This window comes from Streptomyces sp. NPDC006476, assembly GCF_040612015.1.
GTDB classification, from domain to species: domain Bacteria; phylum Actinomycetota; class Actinomycetes; order Streptomycetales; family Streptomycetaceae; genus Streptomyces; species Streptomyces griseorubiginosus_B.
Genome location: NZ_JBEXPK010000020.1, coordinates 53,666 through 77,303 on the forward strand (window position 1 = coordinate 53,666; position 23,638 = coordinate 77,303).

Below are 23,638 nucleotides of genomic sequence, written 5' to 3' on the forward strand. Positions count from 1 at the left end.
GGATCCTCCTCTCAGCCCGCGTTGAGTACGGAAATGAGCTGCTGCTGGCCCTCGTGCATGACCTGCGTTGCGACGCCCTGCACCTTGCCCAGGAACTCGCCCGAGTCGAGGTACAGGTCGCCCTGGAAGCTGGCCGGCCCGGATGCTCCGTCGCTGCCGCGCACGGAGGCGCCGGTGATGGCGTTCCACTGCGCGGCCGTCAGGACCGGCTCCGGCCTGCCCGTGCCGTTGAAGGCCAGGTTCATGCCGGGCTGCAGGAAGCCTCCGCTGTCGAACTTGCCGGGCATGAACCCGTACCACGACCCGAACAGCTTGTTGTTGTAGCCGCGGGCCCGGGAGCCGACCACGACGCCGTCGCCGCCACGGGACTCGACGTTCGTCTTGCCCAAGGTGCCCGCGGTGTGGCCGACGCCCGCATTCGTGATGCCGATGCGGAATGCGGAGTTGCCGTGATACACCCACCCGGGCGGGGCCGTCTTCCCGGAGAACGCCATCGTCGCCCACCGCCGGTGGGGCTTCTGGCCGCGGATGACGGACTCGATCGCGGACATGAACCCGGAGCAGTCCCAGCTGGGATCGCCGTTTCCGGCCCACTGATAGGGCTTGCCGGCCTGGGTTTTCGCCCAGGTCAGCGCCGCCTGGATGCGGGGGCCGCCGATCCCTCCGGCGCCCTTCTTGTCGGCCTCCTTCGAGTAGCCGAACAGGGCGTCGATGATCCGGTTCGGGATGTGGCGGATCAGCCGGCCGAAGCCGGTGTCCATGCCCGGGAACTTCGCCAGCAGCGGGTTGACGACGTTCTTCACGCCGGCCCGCGCCGACGCCTCCAGGGTGTCGCCCAGCCAGGACGCGCCCTTCTTGATGGCGTTCCACACGTCCGATCCGGCTCCCGAGATCTTGTTGATGCCCTTGCCGATCCAGCCGAAGATCCCGCCGTCCGCGAAAGACTGCGACGGAATGATGCCGCCCCGTGCGTAGCGCAGGGAGCGGTCGGTGGACACGGGTGCGCTGCCGCCGAACACCGGCGCCAGGGCCGCCTTCACGCCCTGCGCGCCCCGGGAGCTGGCGATCGCGTTCATCGTGGAGACGAACCCGGAGCCGACAGCCCGGGTGAACTCGGGCCGCATGATGGCCTCGCCGCCCGACAGTTCCAGCATGCCGCCGGTTGGCGAGACGAACTGGTGGACGTCCCGGCCCGGGGTGTAGCCGGGCATGATGCCGCCGGAGGCGAACTTGAACTTCGACAGCTTCGGGGCGCCGAACGCGCTCGCGACCTTGTTCCAGACGCCGACGATGCCGTTGTTGTAGACGGTGTCGACGACGAACTGGACGGGCTTCTTGGAGACACTTTCCAGCTTTCCCCAGGCCAACTTGATGGCGCCGACCGCATCACGGAAGATCCCGCCGAGCCCCTGGATGATCAGCTTCCAGCCGTCGAAGATCGGCTTGATGCCGTACTTCCAGGCCGTCTTGCCCACCCACACGATCCCGTCGAACGCGGGCTTGATCGCGTTTCTGTACAGCCACCTCGCCCAGCCGCCAACCGTCTGCATGCCGCCCCAGATGGCGCGGAAGATCGGCCTGAGCCACTGCTCCCACATCGCCTTGGCGACGGCGATGATGAAGTCGAAGCTGGGCTTGATCGCGCTGGTGTAGAGCCAGCGCGCCTTGTTGCCGATCAGTGTGAAGACGGGGCTGAACACGTTGCGCCACAGCCACAGGGCGACCATGGCGATCCCGTCGAACGCGGGCTTGATCGCGTTGCGCCACAGCCACATCGCGATCGCCCCGAGGGCCTTGAAGGCGAGAATCCCGGGCAGGATCAGCGCCACGACAATCGCCGTGATCAGAATCCGTGCGGCCAGCGAGATCGCGTCCCAGGCGGGCTTGATGGCGTTCGTCCACAGCCACATCGCCCACCGGCCGACCGTCTGCACAGCCAGCACCAAGGCGTTGAACACGGGCTTGAGGATCGAGTTCCAGGCGAACAGGGCGGCCGTCTGGATGGCCGCCCACACCGTCTGCACCAGGCTGCGGAACCAGCCGAACTTGTTGTAGGCGTAGATGACCAGCCCGACCAGGGCGAGGATCGCCAAGCCGATCAGCACCAGCGGGTTGGCCGCCATGACGAAGTTGAACGCCATCTGCGCCAGCGTCCACAGCTTCGTCGCCAGGATGATCCCGTAGATCAGCTGGATGAACCACGGCGCGTGCGCGGCGATGATGCCGATCGCCTCCGCCAGGCCGCCCAGCAGCGGCAGCAGCACGTCGGCGATCGGTGACATCGCTTTGCTGACGTTGAGGAACGCGGTGAAGATCTGGCCCAGGACGCGGGCGAGGACCGGGCCGTGCTCGGAGGCGTAGGCCAGGAAGGCCTCGAACTCCGGCGAACCCTTCAGGCTGGCGCCCCAGTTCGCGAACCGGCCCGTGATGCGCTGCATCGTGGACGAGATGCCGTCCATGTGCGGCAGGAACCCGTCGACAATCCCGGCCATGCCCTTGATGACGTTCCCGAATGCCACACCCAGGCCGATGATCGCCGGACGGACGTTGCCCTGCAGATCCTGCTTGAAGCCCTGCCAGAACGGCGACTTGACCTGCGCCGAGAACCGGTCCTGCAGCGCCTTGATCGCCGATGCGGCCCCCAGCACGAAAGGCGTCAGCGCCGGCAGTGTGTCCCGGATCGCCAGCAGCGCCCGCGTGAAGATGGGCATCACCGCAGGCTGCAGCGACCGCGACCACGCCGAAAATGCCGTCCTCAGCCCCACGAACGCGTTCAGGGTGTCCCGTGCCGACGGCGTCAGCTTCGCCAGCGCCGCCTGGTACTTGTCCTGCGCGATGGCAGCCTGATCGACGCCCCCGGCCGCCGACTGCGACGCGGAGGCAATCTGCCGCTGGGCCGAAGCGATCGAATCGGCGGCGTTCTGCTGAGCGGTCGCCACATTGCGTTCCGCGTCAGCAACCTTCTGCTGCGCGTCCGCGATCGACCGGGCATTCTGGACCGCCACCTGTGCCTGATTGGCCTGCGCGTCCTTCAGCGCCTTCGTCTGCGCCGCCACATTCTGCTGGGCCTGCGCCACCTTGTCCTGGGCGCTCTGGTACGTCTGGGACCCCTGAACGCCCGCCTTGTTCGCCGCAGCCGTATCGGCGGCCTGCCGCTTCTGGGCGAGCTGCTGCTCCTTCAGATGCTGGACAGCCTCGTCGTACTGCAACTGGGCCTGCTGGCGCTGCAGCGCGGTCGCCTTCGAACCCGCCGCATTGACGCTGTTGAGGTTCTGCTGGGCCTCCTCAACCTGCAACTGCGCATCCCGCACCGACAATTGCGAGTCGACGAGCTGGTTGTTCATGTCCTCCAGCTGGCGGGTCGCCTCCTTGCGGGCGGCCACCAGATCCAGCTGCGCCTGCTTGGCCTCCTTCTGCGCCTGAGCCAGGGACGTCTCGGCCTGCTCCACCTGCTGCTCGGCCTGCTTCGTGCGCTGCGCCGCCTGCGCGATCGCATCCGCGACCCCCTGCTTGGCCTGCTTCACCTGCTGCTGAGCCTGCGCGATCTGCCGCGCCCCGTTACGCTCAGCGGTCGCCAACGCCTGCTGCGCGCCCGCCATCTGTAGCGCCTTCGACGCCCCCTGCGAGGACGCCTGAGAGCCCCGGTAGGTCGCGGTCGTCGCCGCTTCCTGCGCCGCCTTCTGCGCCTGCAGAACGGTGCCGATCTGCTTGAACGCCGGAATCGCCACCAAGGCGACCGAACCGACCCCGGCCGCGGCAGCCGCACCCGCAGCAGCAACAGCCCCCAGACCTGCAGCAATCACCGGCAGGACCGGGATCAGCGCCGGCCCGAGCGCGAGCGCCGCGAACACCAGGCCGTTGATGCTGGCCGTCGCCGAGCTGGCATCGACGTCGACGTTCTTGCCGTCGACCGCATCCACCTCGGCCCGCAGCGCCGCCAACTGGGCCAGCGCCGCCGCGGTGTCGGCCCGCACCTGCACATTGGGATGCTCGGCACCCAGGCGCCGCAGTCGCGCCTCGACATCGGTGATCTCCGCCAGGGCGGTCGCCGCATCCACATCGATGCCGATGCGCTTGCCCGACAGCGTTTCCAGCCGGGCCCGCAGCCGGGCCATGTCCGCGTCGAACCCGGTCGTCGACAGCGTGACGTCGGCCTTCGGCAAAGACCGGAACGCCGCCTCCAGTCTTGCCTTCAGAGAGCGGGAGAAAGCACCGGCCGTCTCATCGCCCTGGCGAACCGCAGCCGGTCGGGCCGCTTTCGCCCCATTGTTGATGCCCTGAGTGATGGCAGGCGTCATGTGCTGGACGATCTGCTGACCGATGATCCGGCCGACCTCGTCACCGATCTGCGACGCCGGAGGAACTAGCGCCGCCCGCAAGCGCCCCTCAATGCCCTGAGCGTTGGGCAGAACATCGACTTCCACGCTGCCGACCGAAATGGCCACCGGGTGCCTCCTCCCGGCGCCCTATGCGACGCGGTCTCGTGTCAGGTTGAACAGGAAGTCGGCGGCGGACGCCGACAGTTGCGGCTTGGGCCGCAACGGCTTGGCGCCAGGGCGGGGCGTGGGTTTCGGCGCTTCGGGCCGCTGCGTCTTCTTCTCCGTATTGGCGCAGATCAGCACGTACTCGACGCGCCGGATCGCATCCAAGGATGCGGCCAGGAGCTGCTCGGTCTGGGACCAGCGCCCCTTTTCGGGCTCACCCTTGTCGGCCTGCTCGGCGAGCTCCTCGTCCGACATGGCGTTGCGCAGCGCCGTCCACGTCGCCGACTCCGGCGGCAACTGCTGGATCAACACCCGCAGCCGCCGCCACGACATGACGCCACGGTGCACGTCGAGCAGGTCGACACCGTGGTAGTAGCGCAGCAGGTCGGCCTCTACCGCCTCCGCGTGCGCCTCGACGACGGCGCGGGTCCACGCGAGTTTCCCAGGCTTTCACCCGCCCGGTCCGCGGCATCCCCGACGAACTCTCCCCATTCCTCGTTCGTGGGATCGATGTCGAGATACAGGTCGTAGTCGTCGGGGTGCAGAACGATCTGAGCGAATGCATCGATCTGCCCCTGGGCGGCAAGCCGCTGCCACGACTGTCGCCACGCCCCCGGCGGGATGATGCGCACTTCCTCGTCGCACAGCACGGCAGTCACATACTTGTTGACCGCCTCAACCTCCTGCGCTTCGGCTGCCGACACGACGTCGACATCCGGATCCGTCGGTGTGCGGGTGGTCGCGGGCCGGGATGCGGCACGGGCCGCCGTGCGCGGCTTCCTGCTGGTGGTGGTTCGCTCGTTAGCCACGGCGCGGGCTCCTCACTATCTGATGGCGCGGGCAGGGTTAGAGGTGGACGGGCCGGGCCCGCGCCAACGTGGCGGCCCGTCCACCCGTCTCACGAGCCCGTGTAAGCGGGCGTCACCGGCAGCTTGTCCGTGTGGTACACGGTGTTGCCGGCGTCGTCGGGATAGGCGGTGATCGTCACCTCGTAGCCGGACATCTCGTCCTGCTTGAAGGTGACGTCCGAGCGGTCCGAGACCTCGCCCTGCGGGACGTAGAAGCCGCGGGAGGTTTCGCCGTCGACGACGATGAACCACCAGGCCCGCCGGTCCGGTGTCGGCGACGCGGTCTCCGCGAAGGACGTCAGGCCGCTGGTGCCGTCCGGGGAGAGGTCGCCGACCGGGATGCGGTACATCACCGACTGCACCGCGACGCGGGCCGTCTCCCACAGCGTCACCTTGAACGTCCGGATGCTCTTGGTGATCGTCGTGCGGATCGGGGAGGTCAGGCCCCACGGGGTGAACTCCTGGTTGTCCTCGTCGAAACCGTAGACGAGGCCGTCGTCCGAGATGCAGCCCAGCGGCTGCCAGGGCGCCTCCGGCTGCGCCAGCGGCGACGTCGGCGACGACGTACCCACGTCGGCCACCCAGCCGCCACCGGTCGTACCGATGACCGTCAGATCCGACGCACGAGTGATGTTGACCATGAAGGGTCTCCTGGGCATGAGAAAACCCCGCACAGGCGGGGTTGAGGGAAACAGGGTCCGGCGCGGGCCCGCAGGCCGGTCAGGAGACCGGGTGGCAGAAGACTTCGTAGGTGGCCCCGACGCGGCGAAGTGCCGTGTTCTCGTAGGGGCGTGAGGCGGGAAGAGCCAGGGCCCGGATGCGCCCGAATACGACGCTGTCGCCCGCCGAGCCGGGCAGTTCCGCCTCCATCCAGGCGTGCACCTGACGCGCCAGACTGATTGCGTCGGCCCGCGTTCCCGCGTACACGTCGACGTCGACGAGCATGCGGGCCAGGCGCAGCCCGTCGTCACTGCCGCCGGGAATCTGCTGGATCTGGATGGTGGGCAGCTCGTTGAGCAGGTCGTTGTCGAGCTCGTCCCGCACGACAGCATCCGGGAATCTGGCGGTGGTGCGCGTGATGAGTTCGAGTTCGATGTCGACGAGAGCCGTCACTAGTCGCGCCCGCCCATCTCGGCGGCCCGCAGCAGCACATGGTGTGCCGGTACGCGCTCGGTTCCGTACTCCACCCAGCGGGCGTAGTAGGCCGTGTTGCGGACGTAGGCGGCGGCCCGGTCCCGGCGGCGGCCACCACGTGCGGTGCTGTCCGTTTCCCACGACGCCTTGTAGTGGCCGGGGGTGGGACTGGATTCGTCGACCGGAGACAGGGCCACCGCGGCGCCCTTGATGGCCTCGGCGCGGCGCAGCATCTCCGCCTGCATGCTCGGCATGCGCAGCATCTCGCCGACACCTTTGCGGTTCATCTTGAACCGTGCTCCCATAGCCCCTCCATCAACTCGCACACCAGGGGGCGGACATGGACGTGAAAGGCGTGCTCGGCACGATCAGCTTCGACGGCGAATGGATCACCATCACCAAGACGCCCATCGGGGCGCGGCCGGCACCCGTCCGGCTGCGGGCCGCCGACATCACCGGAACCCGCTTCAAGCGGGCCAGCCGGCTCTTCCACGGATACGTGCAGTTCCAGCTGCCCGGCACCGTCACCTCGGGCGGAAAAGGCGGGCTCATGGCCGGAGGCAGGCCCCCCTACGAGGACCCCAACAGCCTGTCCATCCCCCACAAGAGCAACGACGCCGCCGAAAAGCTCGTCGCCGCCGTCGAACAGGCCCGCAGCTAGCCCGTCACCCGGTCCGCCGCGAACTGGATCACGCCGCGGGTCCCGGTGAACGGGGAACGGCCCCAGTCGCCGGGCTCGCCGGTGATGTCGCACTTCACGCCCCGCACCATCACCTGATCGGTGGTGCGCAGCGGAAGGCTCGACGCCGCCGCCTGGTTCACCGGGACGTACACGGTCCAGCCGACGATGACCGTGTCCCGGCCCTGCTGCTCCGGGCCGCCGACCTGCGGCGTCTCCGCCCGCGGCGTGACTACGCAGCCCTGCAGGTCGAACGACTCGTCCGGGCCCGGCAGCGGATGGCCGCGCCCGTCACGCCCCGGGGAGGCGCCGCTTCGCACAATGCGCACCGTCTCCCCGAACGGGTACAGGCCCGCCATTACAGGTAGCCCCAGCCCGGCTCGTACTCCTCCGGGAAGCCGAGAACACTCTCCACCGGCCAGGTCGGCGTCGGATCCGCCGTTGCCGGTGTGGGATCCACCGTGAACGCTCCGCCACGACCGGCCAGCGACTTCAACGCCGACTTGTCGCTCTTCGTCAGGTACAGGCCGCCCGAACCGGACGGCCGCTGCACCGACATGGGGCCGATCGTCTCGTAGGACACCTGCTGCGGGTTCACGTAGGCGCGGCCCGCCACCGACAGCACCACCGCTTCCGCGCCCTCGGGCAGCGGCTTGACGACGGTCTGGCACAGCGAGATGGCCGTACTGATCAGCAGGTCTGCACGGTCACCGTCGATTTCGTCCAGCCCCAGGAAGAGGCCGAGCTGCTCGACGGTCGGCGGGATGAACGCCACTCCCCGGCCTCCTATCCGGTCAGACCCTCCACGGCCTGGCACCAGGCGGCCAGATCCGCTGCGGGATTGAGCTCGGCGCTGCGTGCCTTGGCCCGCTTCGACGCCAGCCGGTACTCGGCCGCCACGGCGAGCTTCCGCAGGACCGCCTCGTATCCGGCAACGTCCTCCCGGTCCACGAAGATCCCGGCCTCGCCGAGGCTTTCGCACAGCCCCTGGGTGGGGTGGGCGACCACGGGAATCCCAGATGCCAGCGCCTCGCAGCCGGCGCGCCCCCACGATTCGTAGGACGACGGCATCAACAGCACCCTGGTCCGGGCGTACACCTTGGCGCGCATGTCGGCACCGTCGACGTGGCCGACGACTTCCACGTTCGGCAGATCCGGGAGGATCTGCTCCCCGTAGGCGCCCTTCACGGCGAGGAACTGCTGGTCCGGCATGCGTTCAGCGAGGGCCTTGAGGACCTTGCCGCCCTTCTCCGGATTGCAATTGATCAGCGTGATGGCCTTGCCGGGCTTCGTCGCATACTCCTCGGCGAACACGGGCGGACGCACGATCATGCTGGACGCTGGGCGGACGGACTTCGGGTACTCGGCGAAGAACAACTCCGCCTCACGGGCCATCCACTGGCTGTTGTAGACCGCCAGCGACGTACCGCCCGCCGCCATGTCACGGAACGTCGGCAGGTGCGTGTTGTGACACACCACCACGAGCCGCTTGCCGTAGCCGCGGGCCAGGGACGCCGTCGACGGCACCGTCTCCAGGTGCGCGAGCAGCACATCCGCGCGCCGTACCGCCGTGGGCCAGTCCAGCCGTGACTCAAGCGGCACCACTCGGATGCCGCGGTAGTCGTACTCCTTGCTGGCCTTGCCGTAACGCGACAGCCACACGGACACGTCATGCCCGCGCTCCACCAGTGGCCGCAGCATGCTCACGACCATGTGCTCCGCTCCGGCGTTGTGCTCCGGAGGCATGGCGTGAACGCGGGCCACGATCTTCAGGGGCTTGGCTGCCCCGCCCGGCGCGGAAGCCGGGACAGCCCTCGCCATCAGGACCCCGAAGGGGTGCCGGTGAACTTCACGAACGCCTGAGCGTCGCCCTGCACGTAGCCGTAGAAGGCCTCCGCGAGGAGCAGCACCAGGTTCTCCTGGAACGCCGAGTGCACGCCGCCGTCCTCGTCGACGTAGGTGGCCTCCTTGGAGATGCGCACCGTGATGTCCATGCCGACGCCATACGCAGCCTGCGAGAAGTCACCGCCGATCGCGCGCAAGCCCGTGTCCGTCGATGCGGACTGGCGGCGCTGCTTGCCGGATACCGACCGCGAGTAGGCGAGCGGCTCGCCGATCAGCGTGCCAGCCGACGCCATGTTCGTGCCCGGCGTCTGCGTGTCGACGAGGATCGGCCGGCCCGTGGTGTCGGTGGCCAGAAGCAGCTTCGGCTTCAGCCGGTGATCGGCGATGGTTCCGGTGTAGTCCCAGTCGCCGTCGATGACCTCCTCCATGCCCGTCACCAGGTCGGCCCAGATGCCGCCGGTCGACTGGGAGGCGGTGCCGAGCGCGACCGAGTTGGTGGTCATGGTCAGGTAGTCGTCGAAGGGGCCGGTGGCGCCCTTCATCGTCTTGCCGTGGATCGCCGCGTGGTCGAAGGCCCGCGCGAACGCTGTCGGCAGGTCGTTCTGCAGCTGGGTCCACAGGCCGCCCGCGTTGGTCATGACGACCTCTTCGGCGACCGGGATGAGGACGGCGAGCTTCTTCGCCGTCATCTGCTTGACGTCGACGCCACCGGTCGACAGGGGCTTCTTGGCGGCCTGGCCGACCCAGTCCGCGGTCGGGACGTCCATCGGGATCGGGATGCTCGTCGTCGCATCGATGCTCAGCGGGGCCCGGCGCGCAAGCGCCATCACCGCCGACGCCTCCACGGACTTCTCGAAGATCGGCCCCGTGATCTCGCGGGGCAGCAGCGACGCACTGACGTCACTGAGCTTGAGGGGGGCGGTAGCCACCATGGTTGTCTCCTTCTCGCAGCTAGTGCTTGAGCTGCGGCTTCAGCCACCCGGCGAACACGTCGGCCGGGTCCTTGGCCCGTTGGTTGTTGGCTCCGGACGCCTGAGTGCGATCCGGTGCGGGACGCCGCGGGCCCTCCGGGGGCTGGGGCTTCGCCCAGTGCGGCTTGCGCTCCAAGAGCGCATCGAGGTCCGCCTTGATGGCCGCCTCGTCGATCTCACCGTCAGAGTCGATGTACGAGCCCAGATCGAGCGCACCGACCGCGTCCTCCGGGTCCGCGAACCCGCCCGCGGCCAGCGCCTGCACCTGCGTGCGCACCAGACGCTGACGCGTCTGCGTGATCTGCTCGGTGGCCCGCGCAAGCTGCTCGTTGAGCCGCTCGGACTCCGTCTTCTGCGAGTCCTTGATGCGCTGCAGCTCCTGAGCGGCCGGCTCCAGATCCTTCAGGCGCTTCCGGAGATTCGCGGCCTCGCTGTTCTTCTTGCGCAGCTCAGCCTCGAACTTCTTGCGGTCGAACGGCTCCTCCTGCTTGCCCTTGGCCGCCTCCTGGGCGCCCTCGGCCTCGCTGGTGTCGTCCTCCTCGGAGGCGCCGGCCGTCTCCTCGACGGCCTGCTCGTCCTCCGTGCCGGTCTGCTGCTCGGTGCTGGTCTCGTTGTCTTCGGGCATGACGAAACGGCCCTCCAGGGGCTCGAAAACAGGAATCGGCCGCCACCAGGGCAGCCAGTCGGAAAAGGGTCAGTGGGCAGCCGGGAGGTGCCCGTGTTCGGCCAGCGCCCGCCTGAACAGGCGGAGCTGGTCTCCCGAGTGGTTGGCGGCGTACTCGCGGTAGATCCGGTCCCACTCGCGTGCATGGGCGGACAGCTCGAACCGCTGCCCTTTGAACACCGGGATGGCCATGCAGTGACAGCCGTCGTGAGCCCGGAAGTCGACCGTCTCCCGTGCATAGACGGCGCCGCGGGCCGCGAGGAGCTTGCAGAACGCGCAGGCGCCCAACGATGCCGAGCGGGCCCAGGCGACGGCTTGTCGGTCCGCCCGCACGGCGCCTTGGACCGTGCCCCGGCCGGTGTCCGCCACCAGCTTCTGGGCAACCGCCTCGGCCTTCTTCTCGGCCTGCACAAGCCGGGTGTCCAACGGTAGCCGCTGAGCCTCCGTGGTCGTGGGATCCTGCGGATCGCGCGGCCACAAATCCTTCGTCGCCCACCGCAGTGACGCGTCCGTGTGATCCGGCGAAGGAGGATCAGCGACCGCAGCAGCGAACACGCCGCTCGCACCGGCAGCATCCCTCTGCGTGTCGTAGAAGTCCGCGGCCAGCGACGACGACACCTGCGCGTACTGGGCTATCACCGCATTCATCGCGGCCAGCCAGTCCGGCACAGAAGCCTGCAGCCGAGCCGGAATGATCAGCCTGCGAAGGCCGCGGACATCGCGCACCAGCAGCCTCGTCAGACCGAGCTGAGCGGCCCGGTAGCGCTCGGCATCGCGGCCCCCGTCAGAGACTGTTGCCGCCACCGGAGACCTCCGCTGCCGACGGAAGCGGCGACGACTGCTGATCGTTCAGGGCGGCCAGGCGCTCCATGAGCCCGCCACCGGCAGCCGTGGCACTCGAGCGGCGCCGGTCCGCCGCGACCCGCTGCCGCTGACCCTCCGTCAAACCGGCCATCTCCAGCGTCACATCCGAGTCCGCGGGCAACACCCCGGCCTGGACGAGCTTTACCGTGGCGTCCACCTGCGCCGCCACCGTCGGCGTCGCAGGATTCCGCCACACCGTCTCGATGCGGCGCGCCTTGTCCGGCGGTTCACCGTCTCGAACCCACAACGCCAGCCGCATCGCCTGCTGCCAGGCCGCACCGAACCTGCGGATCCGGCGTTCGCTGCGCTTGACGAGCTTCGACTCGGTCGAACGGATCGCGTCCGCCGACGCCGGGTTGTCGGTGGTGTAGCCGAGCATGTGCGGCGGCAGGCCGAACTGGCTCGACATGATCCGTGCATACAAGTCGATGATCTTCGTCATGCCGGTCGGATCATGGGCAGCGAACTGGCCCACCGCCGGAACATTGCCGTCCTCGTCCCGCTCCAGCGCCAGCACACGCCCGATGTACGTCTCCCACGCACTCTTCGCGTTGCCCTCGGCATCCTGGAACGCCGACTCCGCCGCCCCGAGAATGTAGCGCTGCGGAGCGCCGAAGAACTCGCTGGCCACCTCCATGCCCATCAAGCGCCGGCACGCGGCATCCGTGATCGACATAACCTCCGGGGTGATCTCCGAACGGCCGATGCGGTCCGCGGTGCGCTGCCGGTTCGCCATCCGCACCACCGGCACAACACCCAGGTTGTGCACATCCCGGTCGACCACTTCCCAGCCGCCCGACTGAGACGGCAGCGCAGTCACCGTCTGATCCGGCAGATACAGGACGAGCATGCGCTCTTCCGGCCCGGACTCGAGGAAGGTGTCGGCCATGCACTCCCGCAGGGCCGCCGTCCCCATCCGCAGACGCGCATCCCACATCAGCGTCATGTCCAACGGCGACTCAACCGAGATCAGCGGCGGCGCATCCGTGTCATCGGAGGAGCCCACCGCCAGGTACTCGCGGCCGTAGACGAGAGCGTCCAGATGCGCCAGCGACGACTCGTCGAACAAGTCGTTGGCGTCCGCGATCTCATCCAACTCCGCAGAATCCGAGCCGTCCTTCCAGCGGAACGCCTCCAAGTCGAGGCGCTCCTCCAGCGACTCCACACCCACCCGCGGCCAGCCGATCACCGTATGCAGGCCCTTGAGCTGCGGAGGAATGCTGATGCCGAGATCCCGCACCAGCTGCTCGCCGTTGAAGTAGGCGTCCCTCAACAGCAGCGCCCAGCGATCCCGCAGCATGTCCGCCCGCAGCACGTTGATCAGCGCGAGTTCATCGTCCGACAGCGTCAACAGCGGCAGTTCGGGGATCGAGACGGTCACCGCAGCACCACCACCCGTCCCTTGCCTGGCGTGCGCTTCTTCGCCCGCTTCGGAGAGTTGAGGATCATTCGGCGCAGCATTCGCGCGCCCACCATGCAGACGGCGAGGTCGATCTTCCGGGCCGACTCGCGGTGTTCCTTGCCGATCGTGACGCCCCAACGATTCGTGCGCCGCCGCGCATTGATCACATGCGTGCGCAGCACCTTGTGCCCGTCATGGATGAGAGTCCGCTCCAGCACGTCCGCATGGGTGCGCCGCACGGCCTCCGTGAACGTCTCCTGGTTACGGGAGTCACGCATGTCCCAGCGCACCGCATGCGCCTTCGGGCCGGAAGAAACCGAACGCAGCGCCAGCTTCGCACCCCAGGTCTGCCCCCACAGGTCGATGTAGGAATCCCAATACATCTCGCCGTCATCGTCCTGACCGGAGCCGGGGTCCGCGAAGAACGCCAGCACCTTGAACCGGGCGAAGGCATTCTCGACGACACCGTGCACTTCATCCCGCGGCACCTGATAGGGGACGAAGCCCGGCGTGTTCGGCGCCGGCCAGTTCGCCGGCTTCTGCCACACGCCCAGCGCAGTTACGAGTCCGTCCGACAGGCGGCAGGCGCACAGCCCGGTCGCGTCGTCCGACTTGGAGCCGTCGAAGAAGAGGACGACCTCGTCGCCGTCCGCCAGACTCACGCCGTCACGCTTGCAGGCATCCCACTCGTAGCGGGCCATCCACGCGTCCTCGGCGGCGACGATCTGGTTGTACCAAAACCGCCGGGACCGGCTGGGCGGATTCCGGGGGTCGAGGATCGACGCCTTCAGGCGGCCGATGTCCAGCCATGTGGAATCGCCCCGCACCGCGCGCAGTGTCGGCTCGATCCACGCATCCGTCAGCTTCGCCTCGGGCGGTGCTTCCAAAGAGTCGTAGAACAGGCCCACGTCCACGACGCGTCCGGCCTCGGCAGCCTCGTAGGCGTCCCGGGTGCGCTCGGCCACCGAGTCCTCGCCGGGCTCGAAGGCGTTCGTGTTCGCCAGCGACCGCGTCTGCCCGTCCGCCGACTTTGTGGCGTTGCGCTCGATGACGGCCGCCATCTCGTGGCCGCCGTTCGACTCCAGCCAGTGGTGGGTCTCCCCCATGTTGACCGCTGTCGGCCGGCCGCCCTCGAGGGCCCGTGGCGACGACGTAACGGCCTCGATGCGGGCTCGCCCTTTGTCGGCGTAGATGATCTCCTTGCCGAGGTCGATGCGGTACTCCTCGATCGCCCGCTTCGAGAAGATCGACGGGAACAGGGTCATCGTGTTCCGCGTCTGATCCTGCGACACCGCCGCGATCTGCACCCACGCCGCAGGATGCTGAACGCCCAGCGGCTGCCCCGGCGGGACACCCCACTCGTTGCCCTCGTCGGCGATCCCACCGAACCGGCACGGGCCGACGAACTCGAAGGCCGAGTACGTCGCGACCAGTGGATCCTTGCCGTGGCCCTTCAGCCTCTGGATCACGCCGTCGCGGTACAGGAACCGGTTCGTCGTCGGGTCCATGGCGTACCACCACAGCGTCAGCCGGGCCTGCTCGGGCGTGTACTGCCACGGCTTCCCGACATAGTGCTGCAGGTAGGTCTTCGTCCAGGCCAGACAGTGCCAGCCGAGCGTGTACTCGGGCAGGACGAACCGGCCATCCGGACCACGCTTCCAGGTCGGGCCGATCGTGAAAGGTTCGACGACGTCGGGGACCTGCTCGTCAGCCCCCTGCAATGTCACGGTACGAATCCAGCGGGCTCACCGACGCCAGTTGGGCACCAGCAGGCTTCTTCCGCTCCAGCTCCATGCGCGCCCGGCGCCGGTCGCCCTCCGTCGTCAGCAGCGACGACATCACCGAGTTGAGGGCGGCCACCAGTTGCCCGTTCGGCCCTCGCTCAGAGCAGTCCAGCACCCTCGACATCAGCTCCGCCGCATACCGGGCCACCGCCCAGTCCGACGGCTCATAGAACGCCGCCTGCCCCGACTCGCGCAGTGAGAGATACCAGTCGACGGCGATGTCGTGCCAATTCGGATCAGGATCCGGGAGGACCGGCAGATCATCCGGCGCTCCGGCCGGGGCTTGGATCAGTTCGGGACCGTCGTCCTTGTTGCGGCGGCGGCGCTCCTCGGAACGCTTCGGGATGGGGCCATGCGTGCCCACGAAGACCTCCAGGGTCAAAGCACGCCACCGGGGCGCGCAACGGGCGTAACAAACGAGGCCGCAGGCGGGCATGCCGGCGCCACCAGGGCGCAAGCCGAAGGCCGCCTGCCGGCCAGTGAGAGCAGCTCCGCCAGGCCCGGGAGGGCCAAGGGAACCCGTACACAGGGTCAGGTGCTATACGGCCCCGATCCGGGAAGATCGCCGGGGAGGGGTAACCCCCCGGGTGGATCATGGGCGGCCCGGCCGGCTGGGACCCTGGATCGGATCGTGGGGTCCGGCTGGGCTGGACCTTCCGCGGTCCTGGCCGAAGCGTCTTCGACCTTCGTGAATTGATCTTCGATTGAAGATCATTGATTGCTCGACTCGACAAGGTCACACACGATGACCATCACCACATCGCCTGCCTCACCCGTGTGCCATGCCCAGGCCGGCACGCACCCTGGGTGGGCGGCACCCGCCCGTGCCCGCCGGCGCCAACCCCGCAGCCTGGTCCCGGCCGTCGAGGGAGTCGTGCACCAGCAGCCAGCCCACCGACCCGTACCCCAAGGGTCCGGCCTGGTGCTGGGTCCGCAGACGCAGCCGGCTTCGCTCGTGCTGGTGTCGTGGTCGACCGGGTCGTGGTGCGAAGCAACGTGATGGACGCTCGTTACCGCTTCCGTCCGCTGGCGCCGCGCACGAGCTTGGCGTGTGCGCTCGTGGTCATGCCGGTTGCGGCGATGTGCCTGAGCTGGCAGTAGCCCTTGGCTCGAGGTCCCATGAACTTGCTGACCTGGCGCACACAGCGTGACCAGTCTCCGGGTGTCCCCCACCTGATCTTGGCTGCGCCTGCTCCGTGGGCCCAGTAGTCGCGCAGGGTCTGGGCGTTGCCGCCGCCCCTGCGCCCGCCGTTGCCCTGCCGTCCGCGCGCCATCACTTGCCGCCCTTGGTCTTCGCCGCGGTCGTCTTGGCGGAGGCCGTCCTGGTGGGGCTGACCTTTCCACCCTTGGCGCCAGCGGCCTTGGCTTTGGCGCTTCCCTTGGTGAACTGGTGCGCCTTGAGTACTGCGGGAACCTTGCCCTTGGCCATGACGGTCACCTCTTCCGGGTCTTCTTGGGGGCGCCACTGACGTTGATGGAGGGGTACTTTTTCGCGACGGCCTTACGCACGGTGGCCTTCTGTGCGGGGGTGCCGTGCTGCGCTACTCGTGCGAGTGCGTTGCGGGCGTGGGCTGCGTCGTCGATCCGGTACTTCTTCTGCTTGGGCAGGGCGAAGCTGGTTGGGGCCATGGCCTTGCAGCCGACTTTGGTGTTGCGCCGCGCGTTGGTCTTGCTGGGGATGCTGGTTGATCGTTTGCCTGCCATGACGGTTACCCTTCCGGCGCGGGCCCGTCGTGTGGTTCGTCTACCCGCATGATGCAGGCGACTTGCTCGCGGGGTACGGCATAGCAGGGGCCGTTGGCGTCGTGGAAGGTGACCCAGTGGGGGGTGAAGTCGACGGTGAGGTGGTCGTCTTCTAGCCGGACGTCTTCGCCTCGGCGTTCGTTGTGGACGATGACGTAGGTGGGCATTGGTTCACCTCAGCCCTGGGTGTGGTTCTTCGGGCCGGCGTCGTCCGGGGCGGGGGTTGGCGCGTTGGGCGTCGTTCCCTTCGCGGCTGGACTTCAGTCCGTGGCAGGTGGCGCATACGCCTTGCAGGCGGTCCTCGGCGTGAGCGTCTGTCTTCGCTTCGATGTGGTCGCAGTGGGTGGCTGGCCGGACTCTGCAGATCTGGCAGATCACGTCGCGGGCGAGGACTTTGGCGCGGATCTTCTCCCAGTTCGAGGGCAGTCGCTGCTTGCGATCGCTGCCTTGCCAGCCACCGGGCATCAGCCCATGCCGCCGCAGTTGCAGCCGTCCGGCCCGTCCATCTGTCCGGTGTCGCCAGCGTCGCCACCGTCTGCCTGGTCGTCTTCGGTGGGGAGTTCGACGCCTGCTTGCTGGAGCCAGTTGCGCATGTCGGTGGCGGCTTGGCCTTGTGCCTGTACGACGTTGCGGGCGAGGTCGGCGATGCGGCTTTGGCGTTGTGCGGGGCTGCTGTTGTCGAGGTAGCCCTGGGCGATGGCGACGCCTGCTTCGCTGTGCTGGATCATCAGGTCGAGGAACTGGATGTCGTCCAGGCTGATGGCCACGGCGTCTCCTTCAGGTCGTGGTCGACTCTTTGGGTTCGTGGCCCGTGCTTCCGGTGAGCGCCAAGATGGTTGCGCACTGGTCGTAGGCGATGGGTGCGTTGTCGGTGGTCTTGCCGACGAAGTCGTAGGCGGAGCACTCCCAACAGATCTCCTGGCCCCTGTGGAACACGGGCTTGTGGAGCTGCCGGACACGTTCGATGGCGGCGCCTTGCGCGTCACGCTGGTTGCGCAGCCCGGCAGCTGCGTTGCGGATGTCGTCCCAGTCGCGGGTGCGGTCCATGCCGAGCGCGTCGAGGAGTTCGTTCTTCCATTTGGCGAGTCGGTCCATGTCGCGGGTGATGCCGGCGCGCTCGTGTGCGAGCCGCAGCCCGTCAGGCTCCCGCGCGTCGCGCAGGAAGAGCGGGTAGCCGTCGGGTCCGAGCGGCGTCTCGTTGGCGGGGATGTCGATGGCGTCTTCGAAGACAAGGACGCCTTGGGCGCCTATGCGCGCGGCGATGTCGTTGTCTGCCAGGTCGCGTCGGAGCGCTTCGAATGCGGGCTCGTCGCGCGGTACCTGGTCGACGACGATCAGGTAGGGCGGGCGTTCGTCTCCGCTGCCTTCGGGGAGTTCGAGGATCTGCAGGCGGGCCATGGGCGCGGGCCTTCCGTGGGTTCAGGTGTTGAGTGCTCGCCGCACGCCTTCTTCGAGGGTGATGCGCGGGACGTAGTGGTTGAGCATTCGTGAGGGGTCACTGACGCGGTGGTGGACGCCTTGGGGTGCGTCGTGCCGGTGCTTGAACTGCGGCCGGTATCCGGCGGCGTTGGTGACGGTGCGGGCGAGTTCGTCGAAGGTGACGGCTCTACCCCAGCCGAGGTTGACGGGCCCGGTGACGTCGCCGTCGAGGAGTGCGAGGGTGGCGCCGACGAGGTCGTCGATGTGGATCCAGTCGCGGGTGCTGTCGCCGCTGCCCCAGATTTCGAACGGGTCGTCGTGGCGCTTGGCCCGCTGGATGAATGCGGGGAACGGATAGCAGGGCGCCTGATCCTCGCCATAACCGGAGAACGGGCGCGGGATGAGGATGCGGCAGCCTTCGGCTTCGGCGTAGGTGGCGAGCTTCTCCCCCGTCAGCTTCGCCCAGCCATACGTGGCATCGGGTTCTTCCATGTACGCGAGGCTGATGTCCTCTTCGTATAGACGCCGCACGTCCCCGGGCTGCTGTAGCGCGACCGGGTACGCGGCGCTTGAGCTGAAGTACACCGCCCGGGGCGTCTTGGTCCTGATCAGCCAGCGCATGTACCAGGCGTCGAGGGCAAGGTTGGTGGCCACCCCGAGGGGGCTACCGTCGATGGAGGCCCGGCCGCCGACGATCGCCGCTGCGTGGATGGCGAGGTCGAAGCGGACGTCGCTGGTACGGAAGTAGTCGAGCGCGTCCCGCTCGTGCACGTCGTCGCCGGGCTTCAGGTCGATTGCCGCGACGGCGTGACCGCGAGCCTCTAGCGCGCGGTGCAGGTGGCGCCCGACGAAGCCGGAGGCGCCGGTGAGGAGGACGCGCATCAGGCCTCCTCGACGAGCTTCCGCAGCTTTTCCAGGTCGGCGGCGAGGCCGCCTTCGTCGCGGTAGGCGTAGTAGGCGGCGGCGTCCTTGGATACCTGCTCGCTGCTGTTGACCTCTTCGTAGCCCGCATCTGTCGGCGCCTTCCCGGCGGCCGGGTGCAGGTGCTCGATCACCACGTCGTCGAGGTAGGTGATGCGCTGCATCCCTTTACCCCAGTCGACCCAGACCAGGTCGGCGCACAGGTGCTCCAGCTGCGGAGGCGCGAAGTAGCCCAGCGTCTGGACGATGTCCGAGGTCATCGCCACGGCAGTGGCCATCTTCTCGCCTTGCAACAGGTCGTTGCCGTAGACGATGCCGGGCCCGCCGCTGAGGCATTCCCGGAAGCGCTCGTCCCACGGCCGGTCAGCGGGCCGCGGCCGGTGGTCGTCGCCGAGGAACGCGAGGAACCGGTAGTCGCCGGCGTTCTTGAGGGCAGCCTGGTTGAGGGTGCCGACGAGGCGCTTCCGCGCCCAGTACACGAACCGCACCCGGGCGTCGTGGGCGAGCGCCTTGGCCTGCTGCTTGTATGCGGCGAGCTCAGGGTCGTCTTTGTCGACGCAGAACAGCAGGTCGGCGGTGGCCTTGGTGTCGTCCCAGGCTTGCATGATCTCTGGGATCGCTTGGGGCCGGCCGCGGGTGGGGATGATAACGAGCAGGTCGTCGGCCATGGCGCGGGCCTCCTGTCTACCGGATGCGCTGGCCGTAGCCGGTGTCGCAGCGGACGGTGTTGGCAGTGGCGGCGGCCGACCACTGGGCGGTAATGACCAGGTCGTTGGTGCTTGTGGTGGACTGGGTGACCGCCGCGGATGGGGCGCCGGCGGTGGCCGGGTTGGCGGCAGCCGTGAAGCCGCCGGACACGATCTGCCCGACGGCCTTGATGGTGCCGCGCCAGGTTCCGCTGCTGCCGGTGGTGATGCACACGGCGTCACCTTCGACGGCCCAGGCTGGGGCGGCGGTTGATGCGGACGACGTGCAGGTGAGAACGCAGGTGGCGATGACGGCGCCGGTGACGCCGCCGAGCCGGACGCGCAGGGTCAGGGTGGGGCTGCCGGTCGTCCAGTCCATGGTGCCGGTGGCCTTGATGGCGTACACGGAGCCTGCGGATGCGTCGCTGCCGGCGATCGTGAAGGTGTGCAGGACGGTTTCGGTGGTGGTGTTGGAGACGGTGGTGGTGCTGGTCTTGCCTGCGCCGCTGATGGGGATGGTGCCGTTCAGTCCGGACGCGTTCTTGAGGACGGCGCGGCTGGTTCCGCCGTAGATGATGGCGCCGGTGGAGGGGGTGGCGGGGGCGGTGGCCGCGGATGGTAGTGCGAGGCCGAGGCCGGATATGGCGACGCCGTTGTTGTAGGCGAAGGTGGGGGATGTGCGGCTGCCTGTGGCTTCGTCGACGTTGAAGCGGCGGACGACGGTGCTGGTTCCGTCGTCGTTGATTCCGGCGGTGTTGCCGTGTGCGTAGCCGTTGTTGAGTTGTACGTAGGCGTTGGTTCCGGTGAGGCTGATGCCGTATTGGGGGCTGTTGGTGCCGGATCCGTCGTCGTCGACTCCGGTGTTGACGGTGATGCCGTTGACGATGACAGGGTTGGCGCAGCCGTCGATGCGTAGTCCTGCGTAGGCGCTTCCGCCGCTGCCGCTGTTGCGGCCGTCGCGGTTGAGGCTGGCGGAGGTGATGACGATGGGCGGGGATCCGCTGCCGGAGGACGTGCCGAGGTGGATGCCGTCGTGGCCGTTTCGGTCGGTGAGGAAGCCGACCAGGGCCACGTTTCCGACTTGGGTTCCGCCTGCGATGTTGAGTCCGTGCTGGGTGTTCCACAGGGCTTGGCAGCAGTCGAAGGTGAGGCTGCCAAACGGGCCGAGGAGCCAGCCGTCGCCGCCGTTGGTGGTGGCGATGCAGTTGCGGAAGTAGCCGTCGGTCATCGACATGCTGAAGCCGTAGGAGGCGTTCTGGTAGGTGACGACGGTGTCCAGGTACCAGTCGTGGGGGGCTTTGGTGCCGGTGCCGACGTTGGTGTGGATGCCGTTGTGCGTGAACTGTTTGATCATCACGCGGGTGAGGATGACGTCGAGGACTTCGCCTTGGGCGTGGATGCCGGACACGGAGCCGGCGGCCAGGGCGGAGCCGTCAAGTTCGATGTCGAGGATCCGGCAGTTGCCTTCGTTGCCGGATGATCCGGTGATGTCGGCGCCGAGCATGGAGATGGCGCATTCGCCTGCGAACCCTGATGTGGGTTTGATCGCGCACAGGGAGGTCGGGAAGCGGTTTACCCAGGCTGTGGAGTGTGTACCGCGCAGCGTGACCTTGCTCTTGAGGGTGAGGCTGTTGCTGATGCGGTAGGTGCCGTAGGGCAGGTAGACGGTGCCGCCTCCGGCGGCGGCTGCGGCGTCGATGCAGGCCTGGATGGCGGCCGTGTCGTCGGTGGTTCCGTCGCCTTTGGCACCCTTCTGCTTGACGTTGATCCAGTCGAGGAGGGGGGCGCGGACGGTTCGGGTGGTGGAGGTGGTGGCTCCGGCCGTGGTGATGATGGTGGAGCCGTAGGAGATGAGGGTGTTGGTGCCGTCGTCGGACAGGCCTGCCGTGTTGGCGTGCAGGTAGGCGTTGTCGAGGGTGACGGCGGACGCGCCGGAGAAGCGTGCCCCGTACTGGGGGCTGGTGGTGCCGCTGCCGTTGTCGTCGATGCCGGGGTAGCACTGGATGCCGTCGATGGTGACGGGCACGGTGGCCGAGATGACGGCGATGCCCGCGTAACCACCTCCGCCGGTGCCGCCGTTGCGGCCGTCTCGGCGCGTCATCAGCCCGGTGATGGTCATGGGGGTGTTGCCGGTGGCGTCGACGAGGACGCCGTGGAAGCCGTTACGGTCGGTGGAGCAGCCGGTCAGTTGCATGCCGCCGGATCCGGTGCCGGTACCCCAGCTGCCGGTGAGGTGGAATCCGCTGTTTCCGCACCATTCGGCGCGGCAGCCGATCAGCTGGCTGTTGGGCATGTTGGTGAGGGCCCAGCCGGTGGCCCAGCAGCCGATGGCCTGGCAGTCGACCGCGGTGAGGTCGGTCATCAGGGTGAGCAGGTAGCCGTTGGCGTGGCAGGTGTCGACGATGACGTTCCGCATGCGCCAGCTGTACGGGTACTGCCCGTCGCTGGAACGGGGTGCGGTGACGATGCCGTTGTTCGGCATGTTCTTGATCGTCACGTTGTCGAGGACGACGTTCTGCACGTTGCCGCGGGCGTAGAGGCCGTCGACGCTGCCGGTGAGGTTGGCGCCGTCGATGAGGATGTTCGTCAGGCGCTGCTCGCCGCTGAGGCTGGGGTGGGTGCCGTCGTTGTCGCCGATGATCTGAATGACGGAGGTTCCGGTGAATCCTGCGGCGGGCTTGATGCGGCAGGGGGATTCGTTGCCGGTCATGCCGGGCCCGGTCATGAGGCTGGCGTGGTCGCTGACGAGGCTGACGCCGTTTTTGAGGTCGAGGGTGGCGGTGGTGGCGTAGTCGCCTGCGGGCAGGTAGACGCGTCCGCCGGGCGAGCAGGCGTCGATGGCGGCCTGGATCGCCGAGGTGGGGTCGCCGATGCCGTCACTGGCGGCGTTGTAGGGGGCGTCTGCGGCGTTGACCCAGCCGGTGAGGCCGCGCAGGGTGACGTTGCCGGTCTGCCCGTTGACGGCGAACACGGCCCCGGCATTGACCTCGATGACGGGGCTCTTCTGCCCGCCGGACACTTCTACGCTGTCGGGCTGGGTTTCCCCGGTGACGATCAGCCTCAACGGGTCACCTCCAGCGACACGATCGCTTTGCCTTCGAGGAGGCGGACGACAATGGATCCCTGGACGACTTCGAGGTCCCAGACGCCGTTGCGGGTGAGGTTTTCCGTCTGGTCGGCGGGGATGGCGAGACGGATCGCGGCACCGGTGACGGTCAGGTAGGGGGTGAGGTTGAGCAGCAGTTCGCCGGAGTCGGCGGGCGCGGACCGGATTTGGGCCCGGGCGGTCCAGCCGTCCCAGGTGAAGCCGGGGTCGGTGACGGTGTAGGTCTGGGAGAACGTGGCGCCTTGCTCGATGTAGAGGTCCCAGTCTCCGGCACTCAACTCGGCCACCTCCGGGATCCCTTGGCTGGCCGCGTCGGCGGTAAGGGTGGCGTCAGCGGCCAGGGTGACGGTGGGGCGGGCCGACATGCGGAACGCTGCGGTGAGGGCGCTGTCGGATGCCATGGGGGCTGCCGCATGCGCGGAGAGCAGGGCTGCGGAGGTGAGGCTGCTGTCGCCTGCGAGGGCGGCGGAGGCGGTCCAGACGGCGCCGTCGGAGAGCGTGTTGAACAGGTCGAGGGCGGCTTCATCGCTGGTTCCGGCGTCGCGGTGGGCGGACATGTCGACGGCGCACTGGTCGACGGAGGCGGTGATCCAGGCGGGTGTGGCGAGGGTGCGGCGGTTGGTCCACGTCGACCCGTCGGGCGAGGTGTCCCAGTAGACGTTGGTGCCGTCCTCGCGCAGCCGCAGGAAGGCGTGCGTGGTCGGACTGTAGGTGATCTCGACGGCGCCTGCGTCGAAGTAGCCGGCGTCGGATTGCATGCGCAGCATGCCGGTGACGGCGTTGATGGTGAATCCGCAGCGGTAGCCGAAGAGGGGGCCGCCGCTGTCGTTGATGCCGGGCGCGTTGACCATGACCGCGCAGTACGCCTCGGTCGCCGTGGAGGCTGCCGGGACGGTGACGACCTTGACGAAGAAGGAGGCGCCGGCCATGGTCCACGTGTAGGCGGTCTGGTAGCCGGCGTAGGAGCCTGCGACGCACGGCACGTGGGCTTTGCCGCCGGACTCGCTGACGCCGCCGTAGGCGTTGCCCCAGTCGGGGGCGATGATTCCGTCGTTGAAGTTGTCGATCAGGGTGGAGAGGCTCGGCAT

Annotated in this window: 26 protein-coding genes; 1 reads left to right on the forward strand and 25 read right to left on the reverse strand. The window is 68.2% G+C overall.

The features are described from left to right. Positions 1 to 11 precede the first annotated feature (11 nt). From ABZZ74_RS23215 to ABZZ74_RS23240, 6 genes are all read right to left on the reverse strand, one after another. The gene (locus ABZZ74_RS23215) at positions 12 to 4,445 is read right to left on the reverse strand and encodes a hypothetical protein (protein ID WP_356767797.1); all 4,434 of its coding nucleotides are present in this window, start codon (positions 4,443 to 4,445) and stop codon (positions 12 to 14) included. Between the two features lie 21 nt (positions 4,446 to 4,466). Further along, positions 4,467 to 4,817 carry a hypothetical protein gene (locus ABZZ74_RS23220; protein ID WP_356767799.1) on the reverse strand — a complete coding sequence of 117 codons (351 nt, stop codon included), beginning with the start codon at positions 4,815 to 4,817 and terminating at the stop codon, positions 4,467 to 4,469. Positions 4,818 to 4,876: 59 nt separating this feature from the next. Then, positions 4,877 to 5,293 (reverse strand): hypothetical protein, encoded by a 417-nt coding sequence (locus ABZZ74_RS23225; protein WP_356767801.1) that lies wholly within the window; start codon positions 5,291 to 5,293, stop codon positions 4,877 to 4,879. A gap of 89 nt (positions 5,294 to 5,382) precedes the next feature. Next, a complete protein-coding gene (locus ABZZ74_RS23230) occupies positions 5,383 to 5,973 on the reverse strand; it encodes a phage tail protein (protein WP_356767803.1) in 591 nt (196 codons plus the stop codon). Positions 5,974 to 6,052: 79 nt separating this feature from the next. Then, entirely contained in the window at positions 6,053 to 6,445 is a 393-nt protein-coding gene (locus tag ABZZ74_RS23235; RefSeq protein WP_356767805.1) for a hypothetical protein, read from the reverse strand. Next, the gene (locus ABZZ74_RS23240; RefSeq protein WP_356767807.1) at positions 6,445 to 6,771 is read right to left on the reverse strand and encodes an HK97 gp10 family phage protein; all 327 of its coding nucleotides are present in this window, start codon (positions 6,769 to 6,771) and stop codon (positions 6,445 to 6,447) included. The genes ABZZ74_RS23235 and ABZZ74_RS23240 overlap by 1 nt, the downstream gene beginning before the upstream one ends. A 35-nt stretch (positions 6,772 to 6,806) precedes the next feature. Here ABZZ74_RS23240 and ABZZ74_RS23245 point away from each other — a divergent pair, with 35 nt between their 5' ends. Beyond that, positions 6,807 to 7,127: a DUF4429 domain-containing protein gene (locus ABZZ74_RS23245; protein ID WP_356767809.1), complete on the forward strand. Its 321-nt coding sequence runs from the start codon at positions 6,807 to 6,809 to the stop codon at positions 7,125 to 7,127. Here ABZZ74_RS23245 and ABZZ74_RS23250 read toward each other — a convergent pair. From ABZZ74_RS23250 to ABZZ74_RS23340, 19 genes are all read right to left on the reverse strand, one after another. Then, positions 7,124 to 7,474 (reverse strand): hypothetical protein, encoded by a 351-nt coding sequence (locus tag ABZZ74_RS23250; protein ID WP_356767811.1) that lies wholly within the window; start codon positions 7,472 to 7,474, stop codon positions 7,124 to 7,126. The genes ABZZ74_RS23245 and ABZZ74_RS23250 overlap by 4 nt on opposite strands. Positions 7,475 to 7,503: 29 nt before the next feature. Beyond that, positions 7,504 to 7,920 (reverse strand): hypothetical protein, encoded by a 417-nt coding sequence (locus ABZZ74_RS23255; protein ID WP_356767813.1) that lies wholly within the window; start codon positions 7,918 to 7,920, stop codon positions 7,504 to 7,506. A gap of 11 nt (positions 7,921 to 7,931) precedes the next feature. After that, positions 7,932 to 8,966: a glycosyltransferase family 4 protein gene (locus tag ABZZ74_RS23260; protein ID WP_356767815.1), complete on the reverse strand. Its 1,035-nt coding sequence runs from the start codon at positions 8,964 to 8,966 to the stop codon at positions 7,932 to 7,934. Then, on the reverse strand, positions 8,966 to 9,922 hold the full coding sequence (locus ABZZ74_RS23265) for a phage major capsid protein (protein ID WP_356767817.1): 957 nt from the start codon (positions 9,920 to 9,922) through the stop codon (positions 8,966 to 8,968). The genes ABZZ74_RS23260 and ABZZ74_RS23265 overlap by 1 nt, the downstream gene beginning before the upstream one ends. 19 nt (positions 9,923 to 9,941) lie before the next feature. Then, positions 9,942 to 10,586, reverse strand: a complete 645-nt coding sequence (locus ABZZ74_RS23270) for a hypothetical protein (protein ID WP_356767819.1) — start codon at positions 10,584 to 10,586, stop codon at positions 9,942 to 9,944. A gap of 69 nt (positions 10,587 to 10,655) precedes the next feature. Continuing rightward, on the reverse strand, positions 10,656 to 11,429 hold the full coding sequence (locus tag ABZZ74_RS23275) for a hypothetical protein (RefSeq protein WP_356767821.1): 774 nt from the start codon (positions 11,427 to 11,429) through the stop codon (positions 10,656 to 10,658). Continuing rightward, entirely contained in the window at positions 11,410 to 12,870 is a 1,461-nt protein-coding gene (locus tag ABZZ74_RS23280) for a phage portal protein (protein WP_356767823.1), read from the reverse strand. Before ABZZ74_RS23280 ends, ABZZ74_RS23275 begins: the two co-directional genes overlap by 20 nt. Then, entirely contained in the window at positions 12,867 to 14,618 is a 1,752-nt protein-coding gene (locus ABZZ74_RS23285; protein WP_356767825.1) for a terminase, read from the reverse strand. Before ABZZ74_RS23285 ends, ABZZ74_RS23280 begins: the two co-directional genes overlap by 4 nt. Then, complete coding sequence (locus ABZZ74_RS23290; protein WP_356767827.1) at positions 14,599 to 15,057, reverse strand: hypothetical protein; 459 nt, start codon at positions 15,055 to 15,057, stop codon at positions 14,599 to 14,601. The genes ABZZ74_RS23285 and ABZZ74_RS23290 overlap by 20 nt, the downstream gene beginning before the upstream one ends. Before the next feature lie 628 nt (positions 15,058 to 15,685). Next, entirely contained in the window at positions 15,686 to 15,949 is a 264-nt protein-coding gene (locus tag ABZZ74_RS23295) for a hypothetical protein (RefSeq protein WP_356767829.1), read from the reverse strand. Continuing rightward, on the reverse strand, positions 15,949 to 16,104 hold the full coding sequence (locus ABZZ74_RS23300; RefSeq protein WP_356767831.1) for a hypothetical protein: 156 nt from the start codon (positions 16,102 to 16,104) through the stop codon (positions 15,949 to 15,951). Before ABZZ74_RS23300 ends, ABZZ74_RS23295 begins: the two co-directional genes overlap by 1 nt. Before the next feature lie 5 nt (positions 16,105 to 16,109). Further along, positions 16,110 to 16,379 carry a DUF6582 domain-containing protein gene (locus ABZZ74_RS23305; RefSeq protein WP_356767833.1) on the reverse strand — a complete coding sequence of 90 codons (270 nt, stop codon included), beginning with the start codon at positions 16,377 to 16,379 and terminating at the stop codon, positions 16,110 to 16,112. A 5-nt stretch (positions 16,380 to 16,384) separates the two neighbouring features. Beyond that, positions 16,385 to 16,585, reverse strand: coding sequence for a hypothetical protein (locus tag ABZZ74_RS23310; protein ID WP_356767835.1), 201 nt, complete (start codon positions 16,583 to 16,585; stop codon positions 16,385 to 16,387). A gap of 297 nt (positions 16,586 to 16,882) precedes the next feature. Next, positions 16,883 to 17,185 carry a DUF305 domain-containing protein gene (locus ABZZ74_RS23315; RefSeq protein WP_356767837.1) on the reverse strand — a complete coding sequence of 101 codons (303 nt, stop codon included), beginning with the start codon at positions 17,183 to 17,185 and terminating at the stop codon, positions 16,883 to 16,885. A 10-nt stretch (positions 17,186 to 17,195) separates the two neighbouring features. After that, positions 17,196 to 17,816, reverse strand: coding sequence for a hypothetical protein (locus tag ABZZ74_RS23320; protein ID WP_356767839.1), 621 nt, complete (start codon positions 17,814 to 17,816; stop codon positions 17,196 to 17,198). Between the two features lie 21 nt (positions 17,817 to 17,837). After that, positions 17,838 to 18,719: an NAD-dependent epimerase/dehydratase family protein gene (locus ABZZ74_RS23325; protein ID WP_356767841.1), complete on the reverse strand. Its 882-nt coding sequence runs from the start codon at positions 18,717 to 18,719 to the stop codon at positions 17,838 to 17,840. Beyond that, the gene (locus ABZZ74_RS23330; RefSeq protein ID WP_356767843.1) at positions 18,719 to 19,426 is read right to left on the reverse strand and encodes a glycosyltransferase family A protein; all 708 of its coding nucleotides are present in this window, start codon (positions 19,424 to 19,426) and stop codon (positions 18,719 to 18,721) included. The genes ABZZ74_RS23325 and ABZZ74_RS23330 overlap by 1 nt, the downstream gene beginning before the upstream one ends. Before the next feature lie 16 nt (positions 19,427 to 19,442). After that, entirely contained in the window at positions 19,443 to 22,508 is a 3,066-nt protein-coding gene (locus tag ABZZ74_RS23335) for a glycosyl hydrolase family 28-related protein (protein WP_356767845.1), read from the reverse strand. Next, positions 22,505 to 23,638 carry a hypothetical protein gene (locus ABZZ74_RS23340; RefSeq protein WP_356767847.1) on the reverse strand — a complete coding sequence of 378 codons (1,134 nt, stop codon included), beginning with the start codon at positions 23,636 to 23,638 and terminating at the stop codon, positions 22,505 to 22,507. The genes ABZZ74_RS23335 and ABZZ74_RS23340 overlap by 4 nt, the downstream gene beginning before the upstream one ends.